Origin of the sequence: Streptomyces milbemycinicus (assembly GCF_002154605.1) — a bacterium.
In the GTDB taxonomy this organism is placed as follows: Bacteria; Actinomycetota; Actinomycetes; order Streptomycetales; family Streptomycetaceae; genus Streptomyces; species Streptomyces milbemycinicus.
Genome location: NZ_MUNE01000267.1, coordinates 1 through 26,869, shown reverse-complemented (window position 1 = coordinate 26,869; position 26,869 = coordinate 1). Strand labels below are relative to the sequence as shown.

24 protein-coding genes are annotated in these 26,869 nt (G+C 69.2%); 15 read left to right on the top strand and 9 right to left on the bottom strand.

Annotated features, from left to right (window positions below; genetic code table 11):
• From CCN51_RS21805 to CCN51_RS21790, 4 genes are all read left to right on the top strand, one after another.
• Window positions 1-2,257 (top strand): protein kinase domain-containing protein (locus tag CCN51_RS21805; protein WP_143675870.1); only part of this gene is annotated, 2,257 nt, incomplete at its 5' end.
• A 168-nt stretch (window positions 2,258-2,425) separates the two neighbouring features.
• A complete protein-coding gene (locus CCN51_RS21800; protein ID WP_143675869.1) occupies window positions 2,426-2,905 on the top strand; it encodes a hypothetical protein in 480 nt (159 codons plus the stop codon).
• 5 nt (window positions 2,906-2,910) lie between these two features.
• Complete coding sequence (locus CCN51_RS21795; protein ID WP_014182104.1) at window positions 2,911-4,125, top strand: M48 family metalloprotease; 1,215 nt, start codon at window positions 2,911-2,913, stop codon at window positions 4,123-4,125.
• A gap of 111 nt (window positions 4,126-4,236) precedes the next feature.
• Window positions 4,237-4,959 (top strand): VOC family protein, encoded by a 723-nt coding sequence (locus CCN51_RS21790; protein ID WP_014182103.1) that lies wholly within the window; start codon window positions 4,237-4,239, stop codon window positions 4,957-4,959.
• On the opposite strand, the gene CCN51_RS21785 is transcribed toward CCN51_RS21790, so the two are convergent.
• From CCN51_RS21785 to CCN51_RS21765, 5 genes are read right to left on the bottom strand one after another with little or no spacing between them, the layout of a single operon-like run.
• Window positions 4,929-5,876 carry an ROK family protein gene (locus CCN51_RS21785; RefSeq protein ID WP_238545547.1) on the bottom strand — a complete coding sequence of 316 codons (948 nt, stop codon included), beginning with the start codon at window positions 5,874-5,876 and terminating at the stop codon, window positions 4,929-4,931. The genes CCN51_RS21790 and CCN51_RS21785 overlap by 31 nt on opposite strands.
• The gene (locus tag CCN51_RS21780; RefSeq protein WP_014182101.1) at window positions 5,873-7,603 is read right to left on the bottom strand and encodes a dipeptide ABC transporter ATP-binding protein; all 1,731 of its coding nucleotides are present in this window, start codon (window positions 7,601-7,603) and stop codon (window positions 5,873-5,875) included. Before CCN51_RS21780 ends, CCN51_RS21785 begins: the two co-directional genes overlap by 4 nt.
• Entirely contained in the window at window positions 7,600-8,499 is a 900-nt protein-coding gene (locus CCN51_RS21775) for an ABC transporter permease (RefSeq protein WP_014182100.1), read from the bottom strand. Before CCN51_RS21775 ends, CCN51_RS21780 begins: the two co-directional genes overlap by 4 nt.
• Entirely contained in the window at window positions 8,496-9,455 is a 960-nt protein-coding gene (locus CCN51_RS21770) for an ABC transporter permease (RefSeq protein WP_014182099.1), read from the bottom strand. The genes CCN51_RS21775 and CCN51_RS21770 overlap by 4 nt, the downstream gene beginning before the upstream one ends.
• A 50-nt stretch (window positions 9,456-9,505) precedes the next feature.
• Window positions 9,506-11,323, bottom strand: coding sequence for a peptide ABC transporter substrate-binding protein (locus CCN51_RS21765; protein ID WP_014182098.1), 1,818 nt, complete (start codon window positions 11,321-11,323; stop codon window positions 9,506-9,508).
• A gap of 306 nt (window positions 11,324-11,629) precedes the next feature.
• Between CCN51_RS21765 and CCN51_RS21760 the strand changes: the two genes are divergently transcribed.
• From CCN51_RS21760 to CCN51_RS21750, 3 genes are read left to right on the top strand one after another with little or no spacing between them, the layout of a single operon-like run.
• The gene (locus tag CCN51_RS21760; protein WP_055414074.1) at window positions 11,630-12,862 is read left to right on the top strand and encodes an ROK family transcriptional regulator; all 1,233 of its coding nucleotides are present in this window, start codon (window positions 11,630-11,632) and stop codon (window positions 12,860-12,862) included.
• A 25-nt stretch (window positions 12,863-12,887) separates the two neighbouring features.
• The gene (locus tag CCN51_RS21755) at window positions 12,888-14,408 is read left to right on the top strand and encodes a M81 family metallopeptidase (protein ID WP_014182096.1); all 1,521 of its coding nucleotides are present in this window, start codon (window positions 12,888-12,890) and stop codon (window positions 14,406-14,408) included.
• Window positions 14,409-14,449: 41 nt separating this feature from the next.
• A complete protein-coding gene (locus CCN51_RS21750) occupies window positions 14,450-15,283 on the top strand; it encodes a copper homeostasis protein CutC (RefSeq protein WP_014182095.1) in 834 nt (277 codons plus the stop codon).
• A gap of 62 nt (window positions 15,284-15,345) precedes the next feature.
• On the opposite strand, the gene CCN51_RS21745 is transcribed toward CCN51_RS21750, so the two are convergent.
• From CCN51_RS21745 to CCN51_RS21735, 4 genes are all read right to left on the bottom strand, one after another.
• On the bottom strand, window positions 15,346-16,203 hold the full coding sequence (locus tag CCN51_RS21745) for a sugar phosphate isomerase/epimerase family protein (protein WP_014182094.1): 858 nt from the start codon (window positions 16,201-16,203) through the stop codon (window positions 15,346-15,348).
• Window positions 16,200-16,334 (bottom strand): hypothetical protein, encoded by a 135-nt coding sequence (locus tag CCN51_RS59280; protein WP_014182093.1) that lies wholly within the window; start codon window positions 16,332-16,334, stop codon window positions 16,200-16,202. Before CCN51_RS59280 ends, CCN51_RS21745 begins: the two co-directional genes overlap by 4 nt.
• Window positions 16,331-17,344, bottom strand: coding sequence for a sugar phosphate isomerase/epimerase family protein (locus CCN51_RS21740; protein ID WP_014182092.1), 1,014 nt, complete (start codon window positions 17,342-17,344; stop codon window positions 16,331-16,333). Before CCN51_RS21740 ends, CCN51_RS59280 begins: the two co-directional genes overlap by 4 nt.
• A 139-nt stretch (window positions 17,345-17,483) precedes the next feature.
• On the bottom strand, window positions 17,484-18,668 hold the full coding sequence (locus CCN51_RS21735) for a Gfo/Idh/MocA family protein (protein WP_043488267.1): 1,185 nt from the start codon (window positions 18,666-18,668) through the stop codon (window positions 17,484-17,486).
• Between the two features lie 185 nt (window positions 18,669-18,853).
• On the opposite strand from CCN51_RS21735, the gene CCN51_RS21730 reads away from it, so the two are divergent.
• The 8 genes from CCN51_RS21730 to CCN51_RS21695 form a co-directional block, all read left to right on the top strand.
• A complete protein-coding gene (locus tag CCN51_RS21730; protein ID WP_014182090.1) occupies window positions 18,854-19,891 on the top strand; it encodes a LacI family DNA-binding transcriptional regulator in 1,038 nt (345 codons plus the stop codon).
• Between the two features lie 441 nt (window positions 19,892-20,332).
• Window positions 20,333-21,424, top strand: coding sequence for a sugar ABC transporter substrate-binding protein (locus CCN51_RS21725; RefSeq protein ID WP_014182089.1), 1,092 nt, complete (start codon window positions 20,333-20,335; stop codon window positions 21,422-21,424).
• Window positions 21,425-21,516: 92 nt separating this feature from the next.
• Window positions 21,517-22,581, top strand: coding sequence for an ABC transporter permease (locus CCN51_RS21720; RefSeq protein ID WP_014182088.1), 1,065 nt, complete (start codon window positions 21,517-21,519; stop codon window positions 22,579-22,581).
• A gap of 2 nt (window positions 22,582-22,583) precedes the next feature.
• Window positions 22,584-23,375 (top strand): ATP-binding cassette domain-containing protein, encoded by a 792-nt coding sequence (locus CCN51_RS21715; protein WP_014182087.1) that lies wholly within the window; start codon window positions 22,584-22,586, stop codon window positions 23,373-23,375.
• Window positions 23,376-23,495: 120 nt separating this feature from the next.
• Entirely contained in the window at window positions 23,496-24,200 is a 705-nt protein-coding gene (locus tag CCN51_RS21710) for a VanZ family protein (RefSeq protein WP_014182086.1), read from the top strand.
• An 80-nt stretch (window positions 24,201-24,280) separates the two neighbouring features.
• On the top strand, window positions 24,281-24,976 hold the full coding sequence (locus CCN51_RS21705) for a response regulator transcription factor (protein WP_014182085.1): 696 nt from the start codon (window positions 24,281-24,283) through the stop codon (window positions 24,974-24,976).
• A complete protein-coding gene (locus tag CCN51_RS21700) occupies window positions 24,969-26,099 on the top strand; it encodes a sensor histidine kinase (RefSeq protein ID WP_043488264.1) in 1,131 nt (376 codons plus the stop codon). The genes CCN51_RS21705 and CCN51_RS21700 overlap by 8 nt, the downstream gene beginning before the upstream one ends.
• Window positions 26,100-26,271: 172 nt before the next feature.
• Window positions 26,272-26,869, top strand: a 598-nt coding sequence (locus tag CCN51_RS21695) for a PA14 domain-containing protein (protein WP_245881665.1), incomplete at its 3' end; no start/stop codon positions are given.

Genomic DNA, 26,869 nt, shown 5'->3' with positions numbered 1-26,869 from the left:
GCGCCCGCTGGGGAGCGGCGGGATGGGGGAGGTGTGGGAGGCGCGGGACGCCAGTCTCCGGCGGCCGGTCGCGGTCAAGGTGATCTCGATCCTTGCGGGTGGCGGTAGTCGGGCCGACGAGGCGCGTGCCCGGTTTCTGCGGGAGGCGCGGATCACCGCCGCGCTTCAGCATCCCCATATCGTGACCGTCCACGACCTCGGTGAGGCAACCACCGACCAGGGCACGACGCCGTTCCTCGTGATGGAACTGCTCCGGGGCGAGGGCCTGGACGCCGTTGTCCGGCGCGGACCTGTCAGCGAGGAAGAGGTGGCGCGCTGGGGGGCGCAGGTGTGCGACGCGCTGGGTGCGGCGCATGCCGCCGGCATCCTCCACCGCGACATCAAGCCCGCGAATCTGTTCGTCGCGGCCTCGGGCAGCCTGAAGGTGCTCGACTTCGGGATCGCCCGCGCCGCCGACGCCTCGGCTACCGGTGACCGGCTGACCCACACCGGGTTCATGGTGGGCACGGCCGCGTACATGGCACCGGAGCAGGCACGCGGGCGCCCCGAGCAGCGCAGCGACCTGTACTCCCTCGGGTGTGTGCTGTTCGAACTGCTCACCGGGCGGCTGCCGTTCGACGCCCCGGACACCCTCGGCTATGTCACGGCGCACCTTCACGATCCGCCCCCCGCGCCGAGCAGCCTTGTGCCCGGCGTCTCCGCTCCGTGGGACCGCCTGGTCGGTCGGCTGCTGGCCAAGGACCCGCGCGAGCGATACGAATCGGCCGCCGTGCTCGCCGACGAGCTGCGACGCTTCGATGGTGTGCGGCAGGCCGCACCCGCGGTTCGCTACACCCCCACCGTCGCCGACCAGGAGCACGTCGCCGACCAGGAGCACCGGTCGAGCTCACCGCCTTCGGCTGCCTCCGTGTCCGGCGATCTCGCGGCGGCATCTACGGTTCAGGCGCCTGTCGGGCCGTTCGGTGGAACAGGCATGAGCCGACGCAGCCTGCTCCTGGGGGGCGCGGGCGTCGCCGCGGTCGCGGTCGCCGGAGGGGCGGCGGCGATGTACCTGACCGGCGACCCCAAGCGGGACCCGGTCGCCTGGTCGCAGAAGATCGCAGACGTCGACCTGATCAACTCCGACGGTCCGGACGTCGTCCTGGCCGACGGCCGGTGTCATGTGGCCGCCGGTCACTACTACAAGGAGACCGCCGCGCTCCACACCTTCGACCTTGCCACCGGTAAGCGTCTGTGGAAGACGTCCTTCAACGCGGCCTGGTCGCGGGAAACACGCTTCACGGTCGTCGGCGGCACGCTACTCGCCCTGACCCGGTACTCCGACAACAAAGGCGGACAGGTGCGCGCCTTCGACGCTGCCACCGGCGAGCGCCGGTGGCAGCATTCGGTCTCCAACAGCGCCATGGGGCTGGAAGTGCACCGGCCCAGCGGCCTGCTGATCACCGGAGAGGACGGTCACGTGATCGGAATCGATCCGCGCACCGGCAACCAGCGATGGGCGACCGACGTATCCTCCCCCTACGACGCCACATGGATCCTGGCCGGCGACCTGATCCTCTGCAGCGGCGGAACCGCCGTACTCGGCAAGACGGGCAAGAAGCTGTGGACACGCTCCGGCTTCCAGCCGCAGGGCGACCTGGCGCAGCCCCTGGGTGAGGGCCTGCTCTGCTACGAGGACGGCAGGACAGTCCCCGTCGACCTCGTCTGCCGCAAGGCGGACACAGGTGAGGTGATGTGGCGGAGCCCGTTCCAGAAGACCGAACCGGACACCCTCACCACCGGGGCCTTCCAGCCGCTCGACGAGCTGGTGTCGGGCACCACGGTGTTCCTTCCGCTGGCCGCGGGGCCCCGCCGGAAACCGACCGCACTGAACGGACTCACCGGCGAGCAGATCTGGACCTACGGCAGTACGTACCAAGAGGTTGGCCTGAAGGAACAGGCGACGACCAGCGTGGCGGGCGGGTTCGTCCTGCCCACGGGATCGGGACCGGTGTGCGTGGCCGCCGCCGACGGCACAAAACGGTGGCACGCCGATACTCAGAGAGTGCAGACCACCGGCAAATACGCCCTGCTCTCCGGGACAGAGCAGGCACGAGTGTTCCAGCGCTGGACCAGCGTGCGGATCGTCGGAGTGGAGCACGGCCGCACGCTCTGGACGGGCCAGTTCGACAGCACGGCCATGAGCGAGCCTGCCGCGAGCGGCGACGCGATCGTGTTCCTCGACGGCGGCGGCACAGTGTGGGCGGTGCGCGTGTGACCTTTGGGCCTGGCGGGAGAGCGGCCACTGCTGCTGGCTGACCTGTGTGTTCGGGTAATGTGGGGAATCCCCCCAAGGAGTCAAGATCACGACGATATGCTCTGAAATACCATTTATGAGGCGCCAAGGCGCCTGATGCGCACGGGAAGTGTGCGGCGAGGGGGAACCGTGCAAGGGGCAAGGGACGTTGACGTCGAGCGGATTCTCGCCATGGTCGACGCGTCGGCCGCAGTGGTGGCTCCGGAGGACCGAGAGGATCTCTTCTCGGAGTTCGCTGAGGACATGCGGGAGAGCGGCCGTATCCCGGGGGAGGATTCGGCGCTGGCCGATGACGCCGATGCGGGCATCGCCGACACCCATGTCTTCCTCGGGATCGGACTGACTCTGCTCGGCCAGATCGCGGTCAAGGTGGTGTCCGTGGCGACCGACATGGCCATCGAGCGCGGTATCCGGGAAGCGGTGACCTTCGTGGTGAAGCTGTTCCGCGGGAACGAGCCGGGGCAGGCATCCCCGGACGACGTCGCCGACGCCGTCACGCGTCAGATGGCCGTGCCGGCAGAGCTCGACGAGGAGACGCTGCGCCTCATCGTGCGGTCCCAGCTGGAGGCATGGGCGCGAGCCGAGGGCCAACCCGTCGACCCGGCGTAGCAGACGTGGAGACGGTAGACGATCGCGCCGTCGCGGGCGCGTCGTTCGCCTCGCGCCGGTCGCGGCAACTGCACTCGCTGAGCCGCGCTCACCGTGCGCTGTGGGCGGTGATTCTCGCGCCCTTCGCGCTGTTTCCCCTGGTCGTCGTAACCATCGGTCAGGCAGGAGGCGACCCGGTCTCCAACCCCATCGCCATTCTCTTGTATGGTCTCGCGGCCGGCTGTCTGCCCTTCGCGGTGGTGCTGATCATGGTGATGCAGGTCTGGGCCAGGCGTTCGTACGACCATCGCCACGGCGGGATGAAATACCGCCTCGTGGACTGGTCCGACTCGGCGTGGGAACGGGTGCGGGCGGCATTCGTCTCTGCGGGGCTGGATCCCGACCGTCTGCGGGCCGTGAGCGTATGGGACCAGAGGGCGAACCTGCGGGCACGTCACATTCCCCGCCCGACACCGGGGCGGCTGGGGCGGCTGGCCGATTGGAGCGTGCCCCGATACAACCTGCTGTACGTCGCGGGCGCTGTCTTGGGGATTGCCGCAGCGGTGTTCCAGAACGACATCTCCGAATTCACCGACACCCCGGTGTTCATGGTGTTCATCGCCTGTGCTCTGGTGGCCATGCTCCCTTTCGCCTGGAGGCATGGCTCTCGGCAGATCCGGTTGAATCTGCGGGATCCCGACAACATCGTGATCATCCCTTCGCACTGGCGGCCCCAACTTCGTCGGGAACCGAAGGCCACAGTCCGGCTGCTGCACGAAATCTCCCATGTGCGGCACGGGGACCCGGGCATGCGGCGTCTTCTCGCCGTTTGTCCGGGCATCGGGCAGTTCCTCGTGTTCGTCGATGCGGCGACGGTCTCATCGTTGACAGCGAATGCGGGGGTCGTCGCCGCCGGCTTCGTCGCCACGGTCACATGGGGAATCTTGAGCGTACGGCGCGCCGCACGCCTCATCCCACTGGTCCACGAACTGCGCGCAGACACAGAGGCGTGCCGGGACGCCGAGACCACAGCCCATATGGTGGCGTTTCTCCGAGAGCTGCAGGCCAGGCATTCGAGCGAGGAGAAGGCGCTCCGGCTCGCCTTGCTCACCAACGGCTCTCAGATCCGCGCGCTGCGAAGGCGGTTGGTGGTGCCCGTCGCGATGATGGCGGGCTGCGTTCTCACCGTGATCAGCACCGCTGTAGGCGAACTCACGGGGGTGCTCACGATCTCCGTGTAGAACGCGCCCCGGCCCAGGCTCGAGCAGGGCGCACGCTTAATCAGTTGACCGGCTGGCACCGGCTGGGCAGGCTCCAGTACGACCCGCCTGTCCCTACCGGGAGACCTACGGATGCCTTCTCACCTGCACGCGCTCTGCTTCGATGCGCACGACCCGCTCCGTCTCGCGCGCTTCTGGGCGGACTTTCTCGGCTGGGAGAGGTCCGAGGACTCCTCCGACGGCATCACGCTGCTGCCCATCGATGACACCGGGTTCCGGCTCCGCTTCCTCCCGACCCAGGAGCGGAAGACAGGCCAGAACCACATGCACTTCGATCTGACGAGCACGTCCCTCGATGACCAGAAGCAGGTGGTGGAGAGGGCGCTCGAACTCGGCGCCCGGCACATCGACATCGGTCAACGCCCGGAGGAGGGGCATGTGGTGCTCGCCGACCCGGAGGGCAATGAGTTCTGTGTCATCGAGCCGGGCAACAGCTTCCTCGCCGAGTGCGGATTCATCGGAGCGCTGGCGGGCGATGGTTCGCAGGAGGCCGGGTACTTCTGGAGCCGAGCGCTGGGCTGGCCATTGGTCTGGGACCAGGACCAGGAGACCGCGATCCGCTCACCGCACGGCGGTCCGAAGGTAACGTGGGGTGGACCACCCCTGATGCCGAAGACGGGGAAGGAACGGCTGCACTTCGACCTCGCTCCACCGGCCGGCAGTGACCAGCAGGCGGAGGTCGACCGGCTCGTCTCCCTCGGGGCGACGCGCATCGACATCGGCCAAGGGGACGTCGACTGGGTGGTGATGGCCGACCCCGACGGTCACGAGTTCTGTGTGCTGACCCCCCGATAAGCCCCGGTCGTCTCCAGGCGGGCGCGGGCGGCGGCGCCCACGGGTACGGCATCGGCGCCGAGTCGGGCACGGACCAGGCGGACCGGGTGACTACTGACCGGGGGCTCCTCGGCGAGCTCGGCCCGTACGACGGGCTCGAGGAGGTGCCAGGCACGGCTGACGCCGCCACCGATCACCACCGTGGTGATGTCCACCAGGCCGGCCGTCATGACGACCGCCCGCGCGAGCCCGGCGCCGGCGGCGCGGTACACCTCCAGGGCGTCCTCGTCGCCGTACGCGGCCGCGTCAGCGACCTCTCGCGCGGTGAGCCGGCGGCCGGTGCGGTCGGCGAATCGGGCCCCGATGGAACGGCCGGAGGCCAAGGTCTCCAGGTGGCCACGCCCCCCGCAGGTACAGGGCAAGTCGCCGAACCCGGGGATGTGCCCGATCTCGCCGGCCGCGCCGTGCGGGCCGGCGAAGAGCCGGCCGCCCGCCCAGAGTGCGCCGCCCACGCCCGTGCCCAGCGCAATGCCGAGAACATCGGGCTCACCTCGTACCGCGCCGCCCGATACCTCCCCGCGCAGGAACGCGTTGACGTCGTTGTCGAGGAACGCGGGAACGCCCAGGGCGTCCTCCACGGCGGCGGTGACGGGGAAGCCTGACCAGCCGCTGAACGAGTCGCTGGCCACCAGGATGCGGCCCACGGCGGTGTCCACCACCCCGGCCGCGCCGACGCCGGCGCCGATCAGTCGGCCGGGCGTACGCCGCAACAGCGGTGCCAGTACACCGAGCGCGGCGTCGATCATGGCCTGCCCGCCGGAGGCCGCCGGAGTGGTCGTTCCGGCCCGGTCGAGCACCGTGAGGTCGTCGTCGCACAGCACCACCTGGGTCGTGGTCCCGCCGATGTCCACGCCGGCGAACAATGGACGGTCGCTCACGCCTCGGCCTCCATGCGTCCGGCCGCCAAGGTGGCCAGGCGTTCGGCCCTGCGGCCGCGTTGGACCACCGGGTCGGGGACCGGCACGGCGGCCAGCAGCCGCCGGGTGTAGTCGGTTTCCGGGTGCAGCAGCGTCTCACCGGTGGGGCCCTGCTCCTCGATCCGCCCGGCCCGCATGACGGCGACCCGGCGGGCGAAGTGCTGGACGACGGCGAGGTCGTGGGAGACGAACAGGCAGGCGAAGCCCAGCTCGTCCTGCAGTTCCGTGATGACCTTCAGTACGGACTCCTGCACGCTCACGTCGAGCGCGCTGGTGGGCTCGTCGGCGACCAGCAGCCGGGGCTCGAGCACCAGCGCGCGGGCCAGACTGACCCGCTGGCGCTGACCGCCGGACAGCTCGCCGGGGGCGCGCCGGACGATGTCGCGGGGCAGCCGGACCCGGTCGAGCACTGCTTCAACCCTGCTGCGCTGGTCCCGGGCGGACAGTTCACGGCGATGCACCCGCAGCGGCTCGGCGACGCACTCGCCGACCGTCATCCTGGCGTCGAGCGAGGCGACCGGGTCCTGGAGGACCACGCCTATGCCGGACCGCAGCCTCCGGCGGGCACGGGAACGGGTACGGGCCAGGTCGGCACCGAACAGCGACACGGCGCCGGACGTCGGCGGGATCAGGCCGAGTGCGACCCGGGCCGCGGTGGACTTGCCGGAGCCCGACTCGCCCACCAGGCCCAGGGTCTCGCCGGGGCTGACGACGAGCGAGATACCGTCCAGGGCGTGCACCGAGCGCTTTCCGCGACCGAACACCACCGAGATGTCGCGGAGTTCGACGACCGGCGCGGTGGCGTCGCCGCTGCCGGACCCGTCGTCCGGGCGGACCTCGCCGGCCGTCGGGCGTTCGTCGGACTCCGCGACCGACAGCCGGGGCACGGCGGCCAGCAGCCGCCGGGTGTAGTCGTGGGACGGGCGCAGCAGTACGTCCTCGACCGGGCCGGTCTCCACGATCCGGCCCTGGTACATCACGGCGACCCGGTCCGCGAAGTCGGCGACCACACCCATGTTGTGGGTGACGAGCAGGACGCCGGTGCCGGTCTCGGCGGCGAGCCTGCGCAGCAGGTCGAGGATCTCGGCCTGCACGGTGACGTCCAGCGCGGTGGTCGGCTCATCGGCGATCAGGAGGGCCGGGTCGTTTGCGATGGCCATGGCGATGACCACCCGCTGGCGCTGGCCCCCGGAGAGCTGGAAGGGGTAGGCGGCCGCGCGTTTCTCCGGCTCGGGGATGCCGACCCTGCGCAGCAGTCCGACGGCGCGAGCGGCGGCGTCCTTGGCGGAGACGTCGTTGTGGTTGCGGATCACCTCGGCGATCTGCTTGCCGATCCGGGTGAGCGGGTCGAGCGCGGTGGCCGGCTCCTGGAACACCATGGAGACGGTCCGGCCGCGCAGCGCGGCGAGCCCTGCCTCGTCGGCGCCGACGATGTCGGTGCCGTCGATCACGGCCCGGCCCGTGGCACGGGCGTTTCCGGCCAGCAGCCCCATCGCGGCCAGCGCGACGGTGGACTTGCCGGAGCCCGACTCGCCGACCAGAGCGAGGGTCTCACCGGGACGGACGTGCAGGGACACCCCCCGTACGGCGGGAACCTCCGCGGACTCGGTGGTGAAGACGACACCGAGGTCGTCGAGTTCGAGAATCGGCTCGGCCGCCGGGGCGTCGGAGGCCTGGGTGGCGGTCATCCGCGTCCCCTCACGTCGAATGCGTCACGGAGCCCGTCCCCTATCGCGTTGAACGCCCACACCACCAGGATGATGGCCAGGCCGGGCGGCAGGATGAGCCACCAATAGCCGGAGTAGGCGGCGGTGAGTCCCGCGGAGAGCATGCCGCCCCAGTCGGTGGTCGGCGGCTGCACGCCCAGGCCCAGGTAGGAGACGTAGGCTACGAGGAGGATGGCGTCGGCGATCTGGAAGGTCGTGGCAACGATGATGGTCGACACGGAGTTGGGCAGGATGTGTCGCAGGATCGCGCGGGCGTGCGTTCCCCCGATGGCCCGCAGGGTCAGTACGTAGTCGCGATTCTTCAAAGTCAGGGTCTCGGCCCGGATGAGCCGGGACGGCACCAGCCATGACACCAGTCCGAGGATGAGGATCAGGCCGGGCAGGCCGGGGGTGGTGATGGCGGAGACCACCAGCAGGATGAAGAGGGCGGGGATGGCGATGCCCGCGTCCACGATCCGCATCATCACCGCGTCGATCCAGCCGCCGGCATAGCCCGCGGCCGCGCCCCACAGGGTGCCGACGACGGTGGCCAGGACGCCTGCGGCGAGACCGACGGTCAGCGACACCTTGCCGCCGTACATCAGCCGACCCAGCTCGTCGTGGCCGACGGCGTCGGTGCCGAGCCAGTGTGCGCCGCTCGGCGAGAGGTTGACCTGCTGGAGGGCTGTGTGGGTCTGGTCCGTGTGGTACACCAGCGGGCCCACGAAGCAGAACAGGACGAAGAACATCACGACGCCGAGCCCGGCGACGGCGAGCCGGTTGCGCAGGAAGCGCCGCACGGCGAGCCGGGTGCCGGAGGTCTCACGGGGGGTGCCCGCGGTGCCGGGCGTCTTGGCCGGCTGGATGACGGTGCTCATGCCCGGCCTGCCTTCACTCGGGGATCGATGATCCGCTGGACGACGTCGGCGAGCAGCGTGCCGACCACGGTGGCGGCGGAGATGACCAGCACGCAGCCCAGCAGGACCGGGTAGTCGGAGGCCTGCGCGGCGGACCAGAACAGCAGTCCCATGCCGGGGTAGTTGAAGAGCTGCTCCACCACCAGCGCACCGCCGAAGAGCACCGGCAGGTAGTAGCCGAGCATGGCGATCACGGGGGTCAGGGAGTTACGGAAGACGTGCCGCCGCAGGATGGCGCGGGAGCGGGAACCCCCGGCCCGCGCCGTCCTGACGTAGTCCTCGGAGAGATTCTCCAAGGTGGCGGCGCGCATGTAGCGGCTGAACACCGCGACCATGGAGGCGGCGCCGGCGGCCACCGGCAGTACCAGGGCCTGCGGGTCGGAGAACACCTGGGCGAGCGAGTCCCCCTGCGGAGCCTGAGACGGGAACCACGGCAGCACCTGGCTGAACACCAGAATCAGGATCAACCCGAGGAAGTACACCGGCGTGGAGTAGGCGATGAAGCTCAGCGTGGTGATGACATAGTCCACCGGCCTGTTGCGGCGCACGGCCTGCCACATACCCAGCGGGATCGCCAGGAGAAGGCCGATGACCATCGACAGGACGGTCAGGACCAGGGTCTTCGGCAGCCGCTCCCCGATGAGCCGGGAGACCGGCGCATTCAGGGTGTACGAGGTGCCGAGGTCGCCGTGCAGCAACTGGTTCAGGTAGTGCAGGTACTGCACGGGCAGGGGCTGGTCGAGGCCCTGTTCGTGGTTGAACCGGGCGATCTGCTGCGCCGTGGCCTGCGGGCCGAGGATGCCGCGGGCGGGACCCCCGGGCAGGGCGTGCAGCAGACCGAAGACCACGATCGTCACGATCACGATCACCGCGACGGCCTGGAGGACGCGTCTGATCAGGTACGAAGGAGTGCTCATGTGTTTTCCGGTCGCTTCGGCTCAGGAATGCGCTGGGTCACCGGCCGGGCTCACTTGTTCGTCCACTTCCACATGGCGGGGTGGAAGTTGGCGAGCGAGTCCTGGGCGAAACCGCCCAGCCCGTTCTTGACCACGGAGACCTGGTAGTCGGGCTCCGGCAGCCAGATCACCGGCAGGTCCTTGGCCAGCGTGGCGCTGTACTCCTGGACGGCGGCGGGCGACTCGGAGGTCGTGGTCTGCGTGATCAGCTTGTCCACCGCCGGGTTGGAGTAGTTGCCGAAGTTGGAACCGCCGCCGGTCTGGAAGAGTGCGTCGCCGCTCGGGTACGCCGGGAAGTACCAGCTGCCCGCGGTGCCGAAGAAGGACAGCTGCCACTTGCAACCCGGGTCACCGGAGGTGCACTGACCGGACTGCGAGAGCACGGAGTTGACGGGGGCGGTCTTGATGGTGAACTTGATGCCGGTCTTCGAGAAGGAGGACTGCAGCGCGCTCATCATGTTGTCGGTCACGGTCGAACCGGACTGGGACAGCACCCGCATCTCGAACTTGGTGCCCTTGGCGACGCCCGAGCCGCACTGGTCGTCGCCGCTGCCCGCGTCGGTGCACACCATGGTGCCGTTCTGCTCGCTCCAGCCGTGCGAGGTCAGCAGCCGCTTCGCCTTGGCGGTGTCGAACGGGTACGGGTTGTTCTTCTGCTCCGGAGAGACGAAGTCGGAGGCCTGCCCCTGGGGGATCGGACCGTAGGTGGGGACCGCGGTGCCGTTGAAGATCACCTTCGACAGACTGGTCTGGTCGACCGACATCTGGATCGCCTGGCGGGCGTAGAGCTGCTTGAAGACGGCGCCCATGGCCGGGTTGTTGAAGTTGTAGGGCATGTAGGTGATCGCCCAGCCCGCCCACGGTTTGACCGTGTAGCCCCGCGACTTGAAGGACGCCTCCTGGCTGAGGTCCGTGGCGTTGATGTAGCCGTAGTCGACTGTGCCCGCCCGCAGCGCGTTCGCCTCGGCGTCGGTCGTGGTGAACGGCAGGAGGTTGACGTTCTTGATGTTGGCCTTGCCGCCGCCGTCGTACTTGGCGTTGGCGGTCAGTTCGACCCTGCCCGCGGTGGAGAAGGACTTGAGGGTGTAGGGACCGCTGACGGTCTTCCACAGCGGGTCGGTGGCGTACCCGGAGATGTTCTTGGCGGCCTTGTTGAGGTACGTCCAGACCTTCTTGGCGCCGGCGGCGGTGCGGTCCAGGTCGGAGACGGCATCGGAGTCGCCGGTCTTGTCCCAGACGTGCTGCGGCATCGGGCGGATCATGCTCAACTCGTTGGCAAGCATCCACTGCTTGTTGTACGCCTTGTCGAACGTGATGGTGAAGTGAGTGTCGTCGACGATCTTCAGCGAGGTCCAGTTGTCCGGCGCCTTGCCCGGACTGTAGTTTGCCCAGTCGGCCTTGTTGGCCTTGACCAGGTTGAACCAGAACTCGACGTCGCGCGAGGTGATCGGCTTGCCGTCACTCCAGTGCCGGTTGCCGAGGGTGATCGTGACGCTCTTGCTGTCCTTGGCGAAGTCCGCCGCGGTGGCGAGGGAGTTGTTCTTGTTCCAGCCGACCTCGCCGGTGGAGCCGTCATAGGCGATCAGCGGCTCCCAGAGGGACTGGGATATGGAGGAGTTGTTGGTGTTGAGGTGCGAGGCCGTGCCGACCGGGAGGATCCAGTTCGGCGTGAAGTTGGCCGGGAGCGCGTAGTTGATGGTGTCGGTCGAGTGTCCGCCGGACGACGAGGTACCGCCCCCGGAACAGCCGGTGAGCAGCGCGCCGGACGTGATGGCGGCACCCGCGACGAGGGCCCAGCGGCGGCCGGTCGCCGTATGAGCAAGGAACATGACTCTCCTCGGAGTGAAAGGACCCGTGTGTGCCCCGTTGGGCCTGGGGCGGGCGCCGCGGGGATCGGCGCTGCGACGACAGTCAACGTCTCACGTGCCGATTAAACAAACAAGAATTAGTAAAAAGTAAGTTTCTGCGAGCTTGGCAGAACTCCCCGAAGCCTTGTTCAGGTAGCGAAAACACCATCTTTGACCGGTTTTGTCACGCTGCTGGTCAAGGCAATGTCATCCGGGAAGCGGTTCACGTACGCGTTGTGCGGGCGTACTGTCTTCGTCACACCCACCGTTGCGGAAGTTACTTCGTACATGACTGAAATAAGTGCGCGGAACCGTCAGCCGGCGAAGGGGGGTTCCTCCCTCGCCGCCCGCGTCCTGGAACTCGTGGCCTCGGGCCAGGCCTCGTCACGCGCCGAACTCGCCGGCCTGCTCGGTGCCGCCCCCTCGACCATCTCCCTCACCGTGGGGCAGCTGGTCGAGCGCGGGCTGATCGCCGAGGAAGGCACCCAGTCGTCCACCGGCGGGCGCCCCCGCAAGGTCCTGCGGCTCGGCGGCACCGACGAGTTCGCCGTCGCCGCCGACCTCGGCGGCCGGCATGCCCGGATCGGTGTGGCGCTGCCCGGCGGCCGACTCGAAAAGGTCTCCACTGTTCCGTTCGTCATCGCCGACGGCCCCGAGCAGGCCCTGCCACGGCTCGCCGAAACCCTGGAGGCCCTGGCCGAGGAACACGGACGCGACCGGATGTGCGGTGTCGGCCTGTCCCTGCCGGGCCCTGTCGACATCCGATCCGGAGCCGCCATGCTGCCGTCGCGGATGCCGGGGTGGAACCGCTTCCCGGTCGCCACCTGGCTGGAGGAACGCTTCGGCGTCCCGACCGCGGTGGACAACGACGCCAACTGCATGGCGATGGGCGAGCACACCGTCCGGCCCGCCGAACATCGACAGTCGATCATGGTGAAGATCGGCTCGGCGATCGGCGCCGGCGTCATCGTCGACGGTCGCCTCTACCGGGGCGCTACCGGCGCCGCCGGCGACATCACCCACATCCGGATCGACGGCGCCGCCGACATCCCCTGCTCCTGCGGCAAGACGGGCTGTCTGGAGACCGTGGCTTCCGGCGCCGCCCTGGTGCGCATCCTGCGCGAGCGCGGCGCCGACGTCAGCAGCCTCGAGGACGTCGTAGGCCTCGCCGCCGACGCCGACCCCGAGGCCACCCGCGCGGTCCGCCGAGCCGGAGAACATCTCGGACAGGTGCTCGCCGCCAACGTCAACTTCTTCAACCCGGACGCCGTCTACCTCGGCGGCATCCTCTCCACTCTGGAACCCTTCGTCGCCGCGGTCCGCAGCCAGCTCTACGACAGCTGCCACCCGCTGGTCACCGAGCACCTCACGATCGAGCGGGCCAGCCTCGGCGTCGACGCCGGAGTTGTCGGGGCCGGACAGTTCGCCCTGCAGCGCGCCATGGCGCACGCCCTGCGCAGCGTCGGCGGCACCGAGCTCGGTGTCGAGCACTTCGGCCCCGCCGCGCACCGCACCCCCTGACGCACCACAACCCGCACGAGGAGCCATGTCGGAATCCCGCACCGCCGCCCGCCCGGTCATCGCCATCGCCGGGCTCGGCATCGAGTCGTCCACCTTCTCCCCGGCCCGCACCGAGGCCCCAGCGTTCCAACCCCTGCGGGGCGCCGACGTATTCGACCGCTACCCCTTCCTCGCGCTCGGCGAGGAACTGCGCGAGGCCGCCGACTGGCACGGCGCCCTGGTGGGCAAGTCGCTGCCCGGCGGCATGGTCACCGCCGCAGCCTGGTCCGCACTCACCGGCGAACTCATCGACCGCCTCGCCGCACTGCCCCGGCTCGACGGTCTCTGGTACGACATCCACGGCGCGATGACCGTGGAGGGCGTCGAGGACGCCGAGGCCGTCCTGCTGGAACGCATCCGTGCCACCGTCGGCCCCGACGTGACCGTCTCCACCTCGATGGATCTGCACGGCAACGTCTCCCGCGAGCTCGCCCACCGCAGCGACCTCATCACCTGCTACCGGATGGCCCCGCATGAGGACCACATGGAGACCAAGGAGCGCGCCGTGCGCAACCTGGTCGACCTGCTCGCCTCCGGCGCCCCCCGACCGGTGAAGGCATGGGTACCGGTCCCGGTGCTGCTGGCCGGAGAGCAGACCTCCACCCGCATCGAGCCCGCCAGGAGCGTGTACGCGGCGGTCGACGAGGTCGAGGCCATGGACGGGGTGACCGACGCGGCGATATGGGTCGGCTACGCCTGGGCCGACGAACCACGCAACCGCGCAGCCGTCGTCGTCACCGGCCCCGACCGGAACGCCGTGTCGTCAGGCGCCGAACGCCTCGCCCGCGGCTTCTGGGAGGCCCGTCACGACTTCGGCTTCGTCGCCCCGACCGGTACCTTCGACGACCTCCTCGATGAGGCCCTCCGCTCGCAGCACCGGCCGTACTTCATCAGCGACACCGGCGACAACCCCACCGCGGGCGGCGCCGGCGACGTCACCTGGGGCCTGACCAGGCTGCTGGAGCGCCCGGAGTTCCAGAAGGACGACGGCCCGACCGTTCTGTACGCCTCGGTGCCCGGCCCCGCCGCCGTTGACACCGCGGTTGCCGCCGGCGTGGGCGCCACCGTCACCGTCACCGCCGGAGCCGAGGTGGACGACCGGCACGCCGGTCCCGTCACCCTCACCGGCGTGGTACACGCGATCCGGCACGGCGACCGCGACGCCGAGACCGAGGTCGTGGTCCGAGTCGGCAGCGTGTACGCGATCCTGACCCGGCTGCGCAAGCCCTACCATCATGAACACGACTTCTCCGACCTGGACCTCGACCCCCGCTCCGCCGACGTGGTCATCGTGAAGATCGGCTACCTGGAGCCGGAGTTGTTCGACATGGCCGCAGCGTGGAAGATGGCCCTCACGCCAGGAGGTGTCGACCAGGACCTGGTGCGACTCGGCCACCACCGCATCCGTCGGCCCATGTTCCCCTTCGACCCCGACATGGCCGACCCGGACCTGACGGCCCGGATCATCCCGGCCTCCGACCAGCCGCTCACCGGGGACGACGAGTGACCGGCCGCAGCGCTCACACCCCTCACCAGAACCGACCCGGCGTGCCCTCCGGCGCTCCGGGCGGCACCGGTACGTCGGGAACCACCCTCGAGATCGCGGTCACCTCCCCGGCGGGTGCCCGTGCCGCCCGCGACCACGGTGCGGACCGGCTCGAACTGTGCACCGGGCTCGAACTGGGCGGCCTGACCGCGTCGGCGGCCTCGGTGGCGGCGGTCGCAGCCGTCGGGTCGCCGGTGCACGCTCTGGTGCGGTGCCGTCCCGGTGACTTCGTGTACGACGCCGAGGAGATCGCCCTGATGGTCGCCGAGGTACGCTCGGTCGTCGCCTCGGGCGCCTCGGGTGTGGTCGTCGGTGCGCTGACTGCCGAAGGCCTCCTGGACACCGACGCCGTGACCCGCCTGACCGACGCCGCCCATGACGCGGCCTCGAACCACGGGCGCTCCGTGGACGTCACCCTGCACCGCGCGATCGACCAGTCCGCCGACCCGGTCGCCGCCGCGGCGCTGCTCCCCTCACTGGGGATCACCAGGGTTCTCACCTCCGGCGGCGCGGCGACCGCGGCCGGCGGCGCGACCACGCTTGCCGCGATGGTCGCCGCGGCTCCTGGTGTGCAGGTCATGGCAGGCGGCGGCGTCCGGACCGCTGACATCCCTGCCCTGGTGGCCGCGGGGGTCGCCGCAGTGCACCTCTCCGCCAAGACCCAGGCCGAGCCCCGGCGCGGCGGTGCGTGGATACCTCTCGGAGTCGCGGGAGCCTCCGCCCTCCAGGACACCCACTTCGTCACCGACCCGAAAGTGGTGGCCGAGGCCCGGCAGGCACTGGACGCCGCACGGACCACCGGCCGCCCGGACCGTCCCGACGACGGTACGGCGTGACCCCGAACCCTGGCCGCTTCTGTGGCCGGGTTCCTGCGCCCGCAGCTGCCTGTGCGGCGAGGTCACTCCCGGCCGGCCAGCAGCTCGGTGATCTTCTCGCGCATGAACACGGAGGACTCCTCGGCCCGCTCCTCCCAGGCGAAGACACAGGCCGTCAGGGTGCCGTCGAAGCCGTTCGCGTGCAGTTCGCGGAAGAGTTCGTCGAAGTCGACCTCGCCCTCACCCATGTCGAGGTGCTGGTGGATACGGGCCTCAGTGCCGGGCGGATTGAGGATGTAGCGGTTGCCCGAGGATGCCGTGTGGTCGAAGGCGTCGGCGAGGTGGACGTGGGTCAGGAGTTCGCCCGCGTACTTGATGATGCCGGGTGCGTCGTTGCCGATGTGGAAGGTGTGCGGGGCGCAGTAGAGGAAGGTGACGCTCGGGTGGTTGATGCCACGGATGAGGTTGATCGCGTCGTAGCCGTTCTCGATGAAGTCGTCGGGGTGCGGCTCCAGAGCGAGCTTGATGCCCTCGCGCTCGAACAGCGGGAGGAGTTCCTCCAGGGACTTCCAGAACTGGGCCTCGCTGCGGTCGGGGTTCTCCGGGCGGCCGTTGAACTCCGAGATCATACTGTCCACGCCGAGGTCCGCGGCGATCTGGATCGAGCGCTTCCAGTAGCGGACGGCGGCCTGGCGGGCGTCCTCGTCCGGCCCGGACCAGCGGAACAGCGGCAGCACTGAGGAGATTCCGACGCCCGCCGTGTCCAGCGCCTTGCGGAATCTGTGGACCGTCGCGTCGTCCACGCGCGGGTGACGGAAGAAGGGGATGAAGTCCTCTCGCGGTGACAGCTCGATCCACTCGTAGCCCAACTCGGCTACGACGGCCGGGAGTTCGAGGAGTGGGGTGTTGCGGATCATATAGGGGTCGAGAGCGATCTTCATGGTGAGGGCTCCTTGGTGATGGTCGTTCCCTGTTCGAGGAAGGCGCGGGCGGTCGCGCGGCCGATGCCGGTGCCGAATCCGGTGACGAGGATGACTTGGCCCTGGCAGGGGTGGGTGGCCCAGTCGATCACGACCGCAGTGACTCCCGCAGTGCCGTGTCGGCGGCCTTGAGCACTTCGGCGGCCACGGCGACCCCCTCGACGGGGCCGAGTTCGGTGTCCTCGTGCTCGATGTTGACCAGCATGTCCGGGTCGACCTCGTGGAGGGCGCGCAGGAACTCGGTCCAGTAGGCGACGTCGTGGCCCTTGCCGAGGGCGACGAAGTCCCAGGCGGCCTCCTTGGGCCACTCGTTGGCCCACTCGTCGCCGCCGAGGTTGGTACGCGGCTCGTCGGGCGACAGGCGCCGGAAGCTGTTGTCGAGGACCCCGTTGAGTGCGGCGTGCTCGGGGTTGATACGGACGTCCTTGGCGGCGGCGTGGAAGACGAGCTCGCCGAGGTGGCGAACGACGGCGACCGGATCCATCTGCTGCCAGAACAGGTGCGAGGCGTCCAGCTCGACGCCGACGTGGGTGGCGCCGGTGAGGTCGATGAGCTTGTGCACGTCGGCGGAGTTGAACACGACGTTCTGCGGGTGCAGTTCCAGGGCGACCTTGATGTCGTGATCGCGGGCGAGGCGGTCGGTCTCGCGCCAGAAGTCGGCGGCGATTTTCCACTGGTGGTCCAGCACGTCCAGGGCCGCGGAGTTCCAGGCGTTGACGACCCAGTTCGGGCGGGTGGCGCCGAGCTCGCCGCCGGGCAGGCCGGACATGGTCACGAGGCGGTGCTGGCCGAGGCGTTCGGCCAGGCGGATGGAGCGGCGGATGTCCTCGGCGTGCTTCTCGCCGATGGCGGGGTTCGGGTGCAGTGGGTTGCCGTTGGCGTTGAGGCCGGCGATGGCCACGCCGGTGCCCTCGAAGAGGCCGAGGAAGTCGTCCCGGGCGGTGTCGCTGACGAGGATGTCGTCGAAGGTGGGTACGTGCACCGCAGGCAGGAAGCCGCCGGTGTTGATCTCCAGGCCGGTCAGGCCGAGATCGGCGACGACTTTGATCGCCTCCGGCAGCGGCCGGTCGTGCAGGATGGCGTTGTAGAGGCCCAGTTTCATCGTGTGTTTTCTCAGTCCTTCTCGACGGTGCGGACGGGGCCGCGGGTGCGGGCGGCGTGGGGGAGGCGCCATCGAGCGGGAGCTCGTCGCGCGGGTGGTGCGGGGGAGCCGGCGTCACTCGGCTGCGAGCCGGGCCGGCTCACCGGACGACGGTGACCGTCGTGCCGCCGGTGCCGGCGGAGGCGACGATCGCGTCGATGACGCGCAGGTTGCGCAGCCCGTCGGCCAGCGTGGGGCACGGGGGAAGGCGGTCCAGGCCGGCGATCTGCTCCAGGAAGGCGCGGGCCTGCCAGACGAAGAACTCGTGCTGCCCGTGGCCGACGCTGGGGAAGTCCATGGGCAGGCCACCGGCGATGTAGGGGTGGCCGGGGCCGACCACCACCCGCCGATAGCCGTCCACGGGGTCGGCGGCCGCCGCGTCGGCGATGGTGAACTCGGCCGGCCGGGACAGTTCGAAGGTCGCGGCGCCGTCCTTCGTGAACACCTCGAACCCAAGGGAGTTGGCCAGTCCGCGGGCCATGCGTGAGACGGAGAAGGTACCGACGGCGCCGGAGGCGAACGTCGCGGTGAAGGTGGCGATGTCCTCGTTCTCGACGGGCTCGCGTTCCTGGCTCACCTGTACGTCGGCCGAGTGCCCGACCGCGGTGCCCAACGGCACGGGGCGGTCGGGCACCTGGGTGGACAGGATGGCGCCCTGCACGCGCTGGACGGGACCGCAGAAGTATTCGCCGAGATCGATGAGGTGGCTGCCGATGTCGGACAGCGCCCCGGAGCCGGGTCCGCCCCGGTAGCGCCAGCTGATGGGTGCGTCCGGGTTGTGCCCGTAGTCGCACCAGTAGTGCCCGTTGAAGTGCTGGACCGGCCCGAGCGAGCCCTCCAGCACCTGCTGCCGAATGGCGTTGATCGCGGGCGAGCGGCGGAAGGTGAAGCCGGTGGCCGCCACCAAGCCGGTACCTTCGGCGGCCTTCACCATGGCCTCGGCGTCCGCCACGGACGGTGCGAGGGGCTTCTCGCACAGCACGTGCTTGCCCGCCGCCAGCAGCGCCTCGACGATCTCGCGGTGCAGGTGGTTGGCGACCACGACGCTGACCGCGTCGATGTCATCCGCCTCGACGATCGCCCGCCAGTCGGTTTCGGCCCGCTCGAAGCCGTACCGGCGGGCGGCGTCGCGGGCGAAGGGCTCGTGGGCGTCGGCGACGGCGACCAGGCGTACCTCGGGCAGCCCGGCTCCGTACAGGGTCGAGGCCTGCCGGTAGCCGTTGAGGTGGGCCCGGCCCGCCATTCCGGCCCCGATGACTGCTACCCCGATCGGCCTTGTGCTCATGGTGGTTCCTCTCCGACGCGCCGCTGCGCCGTGACTAGGGGGATGTGGGACCGAGAGCCATGGGGGCCGGTTCTTTCCCGGGTTCAGCCAGCCAAGATCTCGCTTAAAGCGCTTTAAGTGCTGGTACTATCGGCGGCGTCACAGGCAGATGTCAAGGGTGCTGCCGCAAATCCACGGGAGGCCGTGTGGACGAGCCCGGTTCCGCCGACCCCGTGGGCTCCAGCGGAGCGAAGCCGCGTCCCCGGCTGGAGGACGTCGCCGCGCGCGTCGGCCTGTCCACGGCGTCGGTGTCACTGGTTCTGCGAGGCGTGCCGGGGCCGAGTGAGCGCACCCGGCAGCGGGTCCTGAAGGCGGCCGCCGATCTCGGCTACCGCCCGGACCGCACCGCCAGCGCCCTGGCCAGCAAACGTAGCCGGCTGCTCGGCGTCATGATCGACGTCCACAGTGCCTTCCATGCCGAGATGGTCGAGCACCTCCACACGGCGGCCGAAGAGGTCGGCTACGACCTCGTCCTGAGTACCCAGACCCGGACCCGCGACGAGAACGCGGCAATCGAGACGCTCCTGTCCTTCCGATGCGAGGCGCTGATCCTCCTCGGGCCGGTGGCCCCTGCCTCTGTCCTCGCCGACCTCGACCGCAAGGCACCCGTCATCTCGGTGGGTCGCCGGATCACCGGAGCCGGTCTCGATGTCGTACGCAGCGCCGACGATGACGGAGTCGGTCAGATAATCGACCATCTGGTAGGCCTGGGTCACCGTGCGATCGTGTACGTCGACGGCGGCAAGGGCGTCATCGCCACCGACCGTCGCCGCGGCTACCGCGCCGCCATGCGCCGCCATGGTCTCGACGCGCAGATCAGAATCCTCCACGGGGATCACACCGAGGAGGCCGGAGACAGAGGCGGCCGGCATCTCCTCGGCGGCGGTGATCTGCCGACCGCCGTCGTGACGTTCAACGACCGGAGCGCCATCGGCGTGCTCACCGCCTTCCGGGGGGCCGGGGTCGGCGTTCCCGGCGATGTCTCCGTCGCGGGCTACGACGACGACACCCTGTCCCGGCTGACCTGCTTCGATCTGACCACGGTCAGCCAGAACGCCGAGGAGCAGGCCCGCCAGGCCGTCCTGGCTGCCGTCGAACGGCTCGATCAGGGCCGAGCCGTGCCCCGCGAGATCGTCCTCGCCCCCTCCCTCGTCGTCCGCGGAACGACGGCGCCGCCGCGCTGATCCCATCGGACCGTTCTGCCCTGCTGGTGGTGCGTCTCGCTGCCCGCGCAGTGCTGCCGTGCGGACAGGCAAATGCGTGGCAGATGCAGCTTTTTGTGCCGGATAACGGAACGGTATGCACTTTGTGAGCGGTGTCTTGACACCTTTCCGAAACACAAGCATGCTCTGGCCACGTCTTAAAGCGATTTAAAAGATCGCGGAGCCGCCATCCACCACTGAGTCCGGCGTTGCCGTGATCGGTGCCGGGACACCCCCGCGACGGGCCGTTCTACTCATTGCCGAGACCGCCGCGCCTTACCGAGCGAAACACCCGGTTCCCCGATCGTGCCGATCTTCCCCGCGCATTCGTGCGACCCGGGTCGCGCACATCACCACATCCCGAGACATGCCCAGACCCGCTTACGCACCCGCCCGGCAGCACACGGAGGAGCACCCCAGCACATGGAACGCACACTGACCCGGTGGCCGGCCGGCCACCGTCTCTCCAGAAGGGGTCTGACCGCGGTGAGCCTGCTCGCCATGGCGGCCACCGCGCTGACCGGGTGCGCCAGCGGCAAGGCCGGCGGCGACAGCGCCGGCCAGGCGACGGCGACGTCCGGCGGCGGAACGGTGTCCGGCACGAAGAGCGGCGGCAAGGTCTCCCTCGTCGTCATCGGCGGCAAGTCCGACGACCCGTTCTTCTCCACGGTCAAGCGGGGTGTCGAGGACGCGGCCAAGCTGGTGAAGGCCGGCGGCGGGTCGGTCACCTACCTCGGCCCGGCCAACTACGACAACCTCGGCCCGGACGCCGCCAAGCTCACCCAGACCGCCATATCGCAGAACCCGTCGGCGATCCTCGTGCCGGACTGGGTGCCCGAGAACCAGGACTCCGCGATCAAGCAGGCCATCGCCAAGGGCATCACGGTGTTCATCTACAACTCCGGCGGGATCAGCGCGGCCAACAAGGTCGGCGCGGTGAAGTACATCGGGTCGGACGACTACGAGGCGGGCAAGGCCGGCGGCGTCAAGTTCGCCGAAGAGGGCGCCGACAACATCCTGTGCGTCAACACCGTGCCCGGCTCCGCCAACCAGGAGGCCCGCTGCAAGGGCATCAAGGACGGCGCCACCAGCAAGGGGTCCTCCGCCAAGCAACTCCCGCTGCCCTCCTCCAACTTCGGCAACCCGTCCGCCGTCACCCAGGCGATCAAGGGGGCGCTGCTGAAGGACAGCAGCATCGACGCCGTGGTGACGATCGGTGTCGGGGACGCGGACAGCGCCGCCGCAGCGATCAAGCAGGCGAACGCCGGCTCCAAGGTGAAGCTCGGCACCTTCGACCTCTCGCAGAGCCAGCTCGACCGGATCAAGGCCGGCACCCAGCTGTTCGCCATCGATCAACAGCCATATCTGCAGGGCTTCTACGTCGTGTCGATGGCCAACCAGTACCTGACCTACGGCGTGTTGCCGCCGCAGAACCCGATCCTGACCGGCCCACTGCTGGTCACCAAGGACAACGTCGACAAGGCGATCGCCGGTGCCAAGGCAGGCGTGCGCTGACCCATCCTCAGGTGCCGGGCCTCTCCCCGGGCCCGGCACCCGCCCCCAGCCGTACTCGCACCACATCCGGACCCACGAAGGTGACCACTCCGATGACAACCACACCTCCCGACACGGCGGCCGAGAATGAGACCAACGCCGCTCCGCCGATCCACTCCGAGAGCCCGCTGGGGCAGTTGCGGCACCGTCCCGAGGCCGGTGCGCTCATCGGAACGATCAGTGTTTTCGTCTTCTTCGCCATCTTCGGCGGGACCCAGTTCATGGCCCCGGCGGGTGCGGCGAGCTGGCTGAACATCGCCGCCGAGCTCGGGATCATCGCGATCCCGGTCGGCTTGCTGATGATCGCCGGTGAGCTGGATGTGTCCGTCGGGTCGGTGCTGGCGGGCAGTTCGATGACGCTGGCCATCGTCTCCGGTCACTGGGGCGCCCCGATGATCGTCGGGATCGTCCTCGCGCTCGGTCTTGGCCTGTTGACCGGGCTGCTGAACGGGCTCCTGGTGACCCGCACCAACGTGCCCTCCCTGGTGGTCACACTGGCGACGCTGTCCGGGATGGCCGGCCTGACCCTGGGCCTGTCCCGGGTGACGACCGGCACCACCAGTGTCGCGATCAATCCCGATCCGCTGTCCAAGGCGCTGTTCGGGAAGTTGATCGCCGGCCAGTTCGAGGTCGCGATCTTCTGGTGGCTGGGCCTGGCGGTGGTGGTCACGGTGGTGCTGCAGCTGATGAAGTACGGCAACTGGATCTTCGCGATCGGCGGTGACAAGGAGAGCGCCCGCGCCACCGGCATCCCCGTCGACCGGGTGAAGATCGCCCTGTACATGGCCTCCGGCTTCGGCGCCGCCCTGGTCGGCGTGATCCAGACCATCCTCTACAACGGCGCGCAGGTCGCCAACGGCCAGTCCTTCGTCTTCAACTCCATCATCGCCGTGGTCGTCGGCGGTGTGCTGTTGACCGGCGGCTACGGCTCCGTCTTCGGTGTGGTGCTGGGCACGCTCACTTTTGCCATCGTCAACCAGGGCATCTACTACACCGGTTGGAACTCCGACTGGGCCAGCCTCATCCTCGGCATCCTCATCCTCGCCGCGGTGCTGATGAACAACACGTTCCGCCGCCTCGCCCTGTCCTACAAGCCCCGCTCCGCGAAGAAGGCCTGACCATGACCACCCCCCTGCTCCGCCTCACCGGCATCGGCAAGTCCTTCCTCGGCACCAACGCGCTGCAGGACATCTCCCTGGAGGTGGACGCCGGCAAGGTGCTGTGCCTGCTGGGCGACAACGGCGCCGGCAAGTCCACCCTGATCAAGATCCTCTCTGGCTTCCACAAGCCCACCACCGGCACCATCGAAGTGGGCGGCGAGAAAGCCGTGTTCGACAGCCCGCGCGACGCCAGCACCCGGGGCATCGCCACGGTGCACCAGTTCGGCGGCACCTTCCCGCTGATGGGCGTCGGCCGCTGCTTCTTCGTGGGCTCCGAACCCACCAAGGGCTTCGGCCCGTTCAAGCTGTTCGACAAGAAGCTGGCCGGTGAGATCGCGGTGCGGGAGATGCAGTCCCTGGGCATCACCCGCGTCACCGACGGCAACCGCCTGGTGGGCAGCCTGTCGGGCGGTGAGCGCCAGGCCCTGGCGATCGCACGCGCCGTCTACTTCGGTGCCAACGTCCTCATCCTCGACGAGCCCACCGCCGCCCTCGGAGTGAAGGAAGCCGCGCACGTCCTGCGCATCGTCATGCAGGCCCGGGCCAAGGGCGTCGCGGTCATCCTGGTCACCCACAACGTCCGCCACGCGATGATGGTCGGCGACCACTTCGCCGTACTGATTCGCGGTCAGAAGGCCGACGACTTCCGCAAGGGCGAACGCACCCGCGAGGAGATCACCGACCTGATGGCCGGCGGCGAGGCCATGGCCCACCTCGAAGCCGAACTCGCCCAACTCCAGGCCGACGCCTGATCGTCGCCGACGGCGGCTACCGGGGCACCGGAGCCCTCATCCCGCACCGCAGTCCGTGTATCGCGGGCGTATCGAAAATCGCATACGCCACCACAACGGCCTTCCGTCTCCCATGGAGGCATGAACCACAACGCATTCCTGTCAGCACCGCCCCGCCGCACGCGCAGGATCGTGCTCGTCAGCCTGGCGATCCTCGGCATGGCGAGCGCCGTGTTCGTCGTGCGGCGGCCGCTCATGATGTCGGCTCCGATGTGCATGGCCGGTCGGTGGCACGGCTGCTTCGATACGTTCAACGGTGTGGTGCTCATGACGTTGGTCGCGCTGCCGTTGGCTGCGCTGGTGGTGTGGGCTCTGGCACTCCGCCGGCGTGCCGCCGGCGTCACATCGGCGTGGCGGATGTCGCTGGCCGAGGTGGGGATGGTCCACGGGACGGTGCCGTTCCTGTGGTTGACCATGATGCCGGGCGCCGGGGCCGGCACCGCTCCGCGCCGGGTGAGCCTGGTGCCGCTGCGGGACCTGGTCACGATGGGGCCGGGCGGGATCGTCGGCAACCTGCTGATCTTCGCGGCGCTGGGGTTCTTCGCCCCGATGCGGTTCGCGGCGCCGGCGTCCGTGCCGCGGATCCTGGCGCTCGGGGCGGGCTGCTCGGTCCTGGTCGAAACCGCACAGTACGTGCTGTGGCTGGACCGGGTGTCCTCCGTGGACGACGTGCTGGTCAACGCCGCCGGTGCCGTGCTGGCCGCACTGGCGTCGCGCCGCTGGTGGCGCACCAGGGCGGAAGCGCCGTCCGACCAGCCTCGCCCCGGGCCGGCACCGGCAGGCTGAGCCGCGTGCCCGGTGTGCACACGTCTTTGCGCACGTCTTTGCATACGTCGGCGATATGTTGTGCTGCTTAGGCTTCAGACATGCGCGTGCTGATCGTGGAGGACGAGCCCTACCTGGCCGAAGCCGTCCGTGACGGTCTGCGGCTGGAGGCGATCGCCGCTGACATCGCCGGCGACGGCGACTCCGCCCTGGAACTGCTCAGTATCCACTCCTACGACCTCGCGGTCCTCGACCGCGACATCCCCGGCCCCTCCGGCGACGAGATCGCCCGGCGTATCGTCGCTTCCGGCAGCGGCATCCCGATCCTCATGCTCACCGCTGCCGACCGGATCGACGACAAGGTTTCCGGGTTCGAGCTCGGCGCCGACGACTACCTCACCAAACCGTTCGAGCTGCGGGAGCTCGTCATGCGGCTGCGGGCGCTCGACCGCAGACGCGCGCACGCCCGGCCCCCGGTCCGCGAGATCGCGGGCCTGCGGCTGGACCCCTTCCGCCGGGAGGTCTTCCGCGACGGACGCTACGTCGCGCTCACCCGCAAGCAGTTCGCCGTGCTCGAAGTCCTCATCGCCGCCGAAGGCGGTGTCGTCAGCGCCGAAGAGCTACTGGAGCGGGCCTGGGACAACAACGCCGACCCCTTCACCAACGCCGTCCGCATCACCGTCTCCGCCCTGCGCAAACGACTCGGCGAACCATGGCTCATCGCCACGGTGCCCGGCGTCGGCTACCGAATCGACACCGGCATGGACACCACCCACCCCGGCGGCACTCATGAATAGACGCCCAGGGCTCAGCGCCCGACTGAAACTCACCATCAGCTACGCCGGATTCCTCCTCCTCGCCGGTGCTCTCCTACTGGCCGTGGTGTGGGTATTCGTGCTCCGCTGGCTGCCGGGCGACGACCCCAGATCTCTCCAGAAGACGTTCGGCCCCGTGATCATCACCGGGCCCAAACGCTCCGACCTCCTGCGCGGCTTTGCCCCCGCCGCGGCCGCGGCACTGGCCTTCCTCCTCGTGTTCGGCCTCCTGGGAGGATGGATCCTCGCCGGCCGGATGCTCGCACCACTCACACGGATCGCATACGCGGCACGGATGGCCGCGAACGGATCACTGTCCCACCGGATCCGCATGAAGGGCCGCCAGGACGAATTCCGCGGACTCGCCGACGTGTTCGACACCATGCTCGAACAACTCGAATCCCACGTCGCCGAGCAGCAGAGGTTCGCCGCGAACGCCTCCCACGAACTGCGCACCCCGTTGGCGATCTCCCGGACACTCCTCGACGCAGCCCGCAACGACCCCACGCGGGACCAGGGCGAACTCATCGAACGCCTGCACACTGTCAACACGCGGGCGATCAACCTCACCGAGGGCCTCCTGCTGCTCAGCCGCGCCGACCGCAGGAGCTTCCCCCGCGAGCCCGTCGACCTCTCCCTCATAGCCGAAGAAGCCGCCGAAACGCTGCTTCCTCTCGCCGAAAAGCGCCAGATCACGCTCGACGTCACCGGCGAGACAACACAGACCATCGGCTCCACGGCGCTCATACTGCGGATGGTGACGAACCTCGTCCAGAACGCCATCGTCCACAACCTCCCCGCCGGCGGCACCGTAACGGTCCACACCGAACCGCAGCACGACGCGAGCGTGCTGCGGGTCGAGAACACGGGCCATCCGCTCCCATCGGAACTGGTACCGACCCTCACCGAACCCTTCCAACGCGGAACAGAACGCATACGCACCGACGAACATGCCGGCGTCGGCCTCGGGCTGGCCATCGTGCACAGCATCGTCCGAGCACACGACGGCACCCTCGACCTCACACCCCGCCCCACCGGCGGCCTCATCGTCACGATTCGACTTCCCGGCACGCCGCCGCAGGAGCGGGGACTTTCGACTTGTTGAGGACAAAGTATGGACGGTTCGGGGTGTTGTTCGTACGCTGGGCGTCGCTTTCGTACGGACGTCTGCGTGCATCACGGCGGAATTCCGCCGCACCACCCGTACGTGGATGAGCTCCACTCCGTGACCGCGGTCCGCCGTCGGTCGCTCCGCCTAGCGCCCAGCAGGAGGAAGAGTGACGCCACGCAAGTACCCGAGCCTCCGTAGCCATCGCCGCAGGCCACGAAGAATCACCGGCCTGCTCCTCGCGGCCCTTTTCGCCGGCGGTCTCGCGACACCGGCCGCCGAAGCGGACGAAAAGCCCTTCGGGGACCTGCCGCCCCAGGAACCTGGCGTCACCCTCCGCGTCTTCGATATCCAGTCCCCGCTGAGCAAGCTCTGCGACCTCAAGCCGGCCCAGACCCCCAACGTCGACAAGCTGATCCCCAACGTCGACTGGTCCTCAACCGAGGGCTTCGGGTTCACCGACAACTTCGTGTCGCAGATCATCGGCAACATCAACATCCCCACCGACGGCACGTACACGTTCCGCCTGATCAGCGACGACGGCTCCCGACTGCTCATCGGCGACAAGAAGGTCGTCGACCACGACGGACTGCACGGTGCCGAGCCCAAGGACGGCGAGATCGCCCTCGCACCCGGCTACCACGCGCTGCGCATCGACCACTTCGACCGCGGTGGCGACCAGCAGGTCACCCTCCAGTGGAAGCCGCCGGGCGCCGACGACTTCTCCCTCGTCCCGAACTCCGTGCTCAGCACCGACGCCGGCGTCG

Coding starts and splice junctions, on each gene's coding strand:
- CCN51_RS21710 (WP_014182086.1), top strand. CDS start 23,496: ATGAACCACAACGCATTCCTGTCAGCACCGCCCCGCCGCACGCGCAGG.
- CCN51_RS21705 (WP_014182085.1), top strand. CDS start 24,281: ATGCGCGTGCTGATCGTGGAGGACGAGCCCTACCTGGCCGAAGCCGTC.
- CCN51_RS21720 (WP_014182088.1), top strand. CDS start 21,517: ATGACAACCACACCTCCCGACACGGCGGCCGAGAATGAGACCAACGCC.
- CCN51_RS21760 (WP_055414074.1), top strand. CDS start 11,630: ATGACTGAAATAAGTGCGCGGAACCGTCAGCCGGCGAAGGGGGGTTCC.
- CCN51_RS21745 (WP_014182094.1), bottom strand. CDS start 16,203: ATGAAGATCGCTCTCGACCCCTATATGATCCGCAACACCCCACTCCTC.
- CCN51_RS21790 (WP_014182103.1), top strand. CDS start 4,237: ATGCCTTCTCACCTGCACGCGCTCTGCTTCGATGCGCACGACCCGCTC.
- CCN51_RS21775 (WP_014182100.1), bottom strand. CDS start 8,499: ATGAGCACCGTCATCCAGCCGGCCAAGACGCCCGGCACCGCGGGCACC.
- CCN51_RS21700 (WP_043488264.1), top strand. CDS start 24,969: ATGAATAGACGCCCAGGGCTCAGCGCCCGACTGAAACTCACCATCAGC.
- CCN51_RS21770 (WP_014182099.1), bottom strand. CDS start 9,455: ATGAGCACTCCTTCGTACCTGATCAGACGCGTCCTCCAGGCCGTCGCG.
- CCN51_RS21780 (WP_014182101.1), bottom strand. CDS start 7,603: ATGACCGCCACCCAGGCCTCCGACGCCCCGGCGGCCGAGCCGATTCTC.
- CCN51_RS21715 (WP_014182087.1), top strand. CDS start 22,584: ATGACCACCCCCCTGCTCCGCCTCACCGGCATCGGCAAGTCCTTCCTC.
- CCN51_RS21755 (WP_014182096.1), top strand. CDS start 12,888: ATGTCGGAATCCCGCACCGCCGCCCGCCCGGTCATCGCCATCGCCGGG.
- CCN51_RS21735 (WP_043488267.1), bottom strand. CDS start 18,668: ATGAGCACAAGGCCGATCGGGGTAGCAGTCATCGGGGCCGGAATGGCG.
- CCN51_RS21725 (WP_014182089.1), top strand. CDS start 20,333: ATGGAACGCACACTGACCCGGTGGCCGGCCGGCCACCGTCTCTCCAGA.
- CCN51_RS21740 (WP_014182092.1), bottom strand. CDS start 17,344: ATGAAACTGGGCCTCTACAACGCCATCCTGCACGACCGGCCGCTGCCG.
- CCN51_RS21765 (WP_014182098.1), bottom strand. CDS start 11,323: ATGTTCCTTGCTCATACGGCGACCGGCCGCCGCTGGGCCCTCGTCGCG.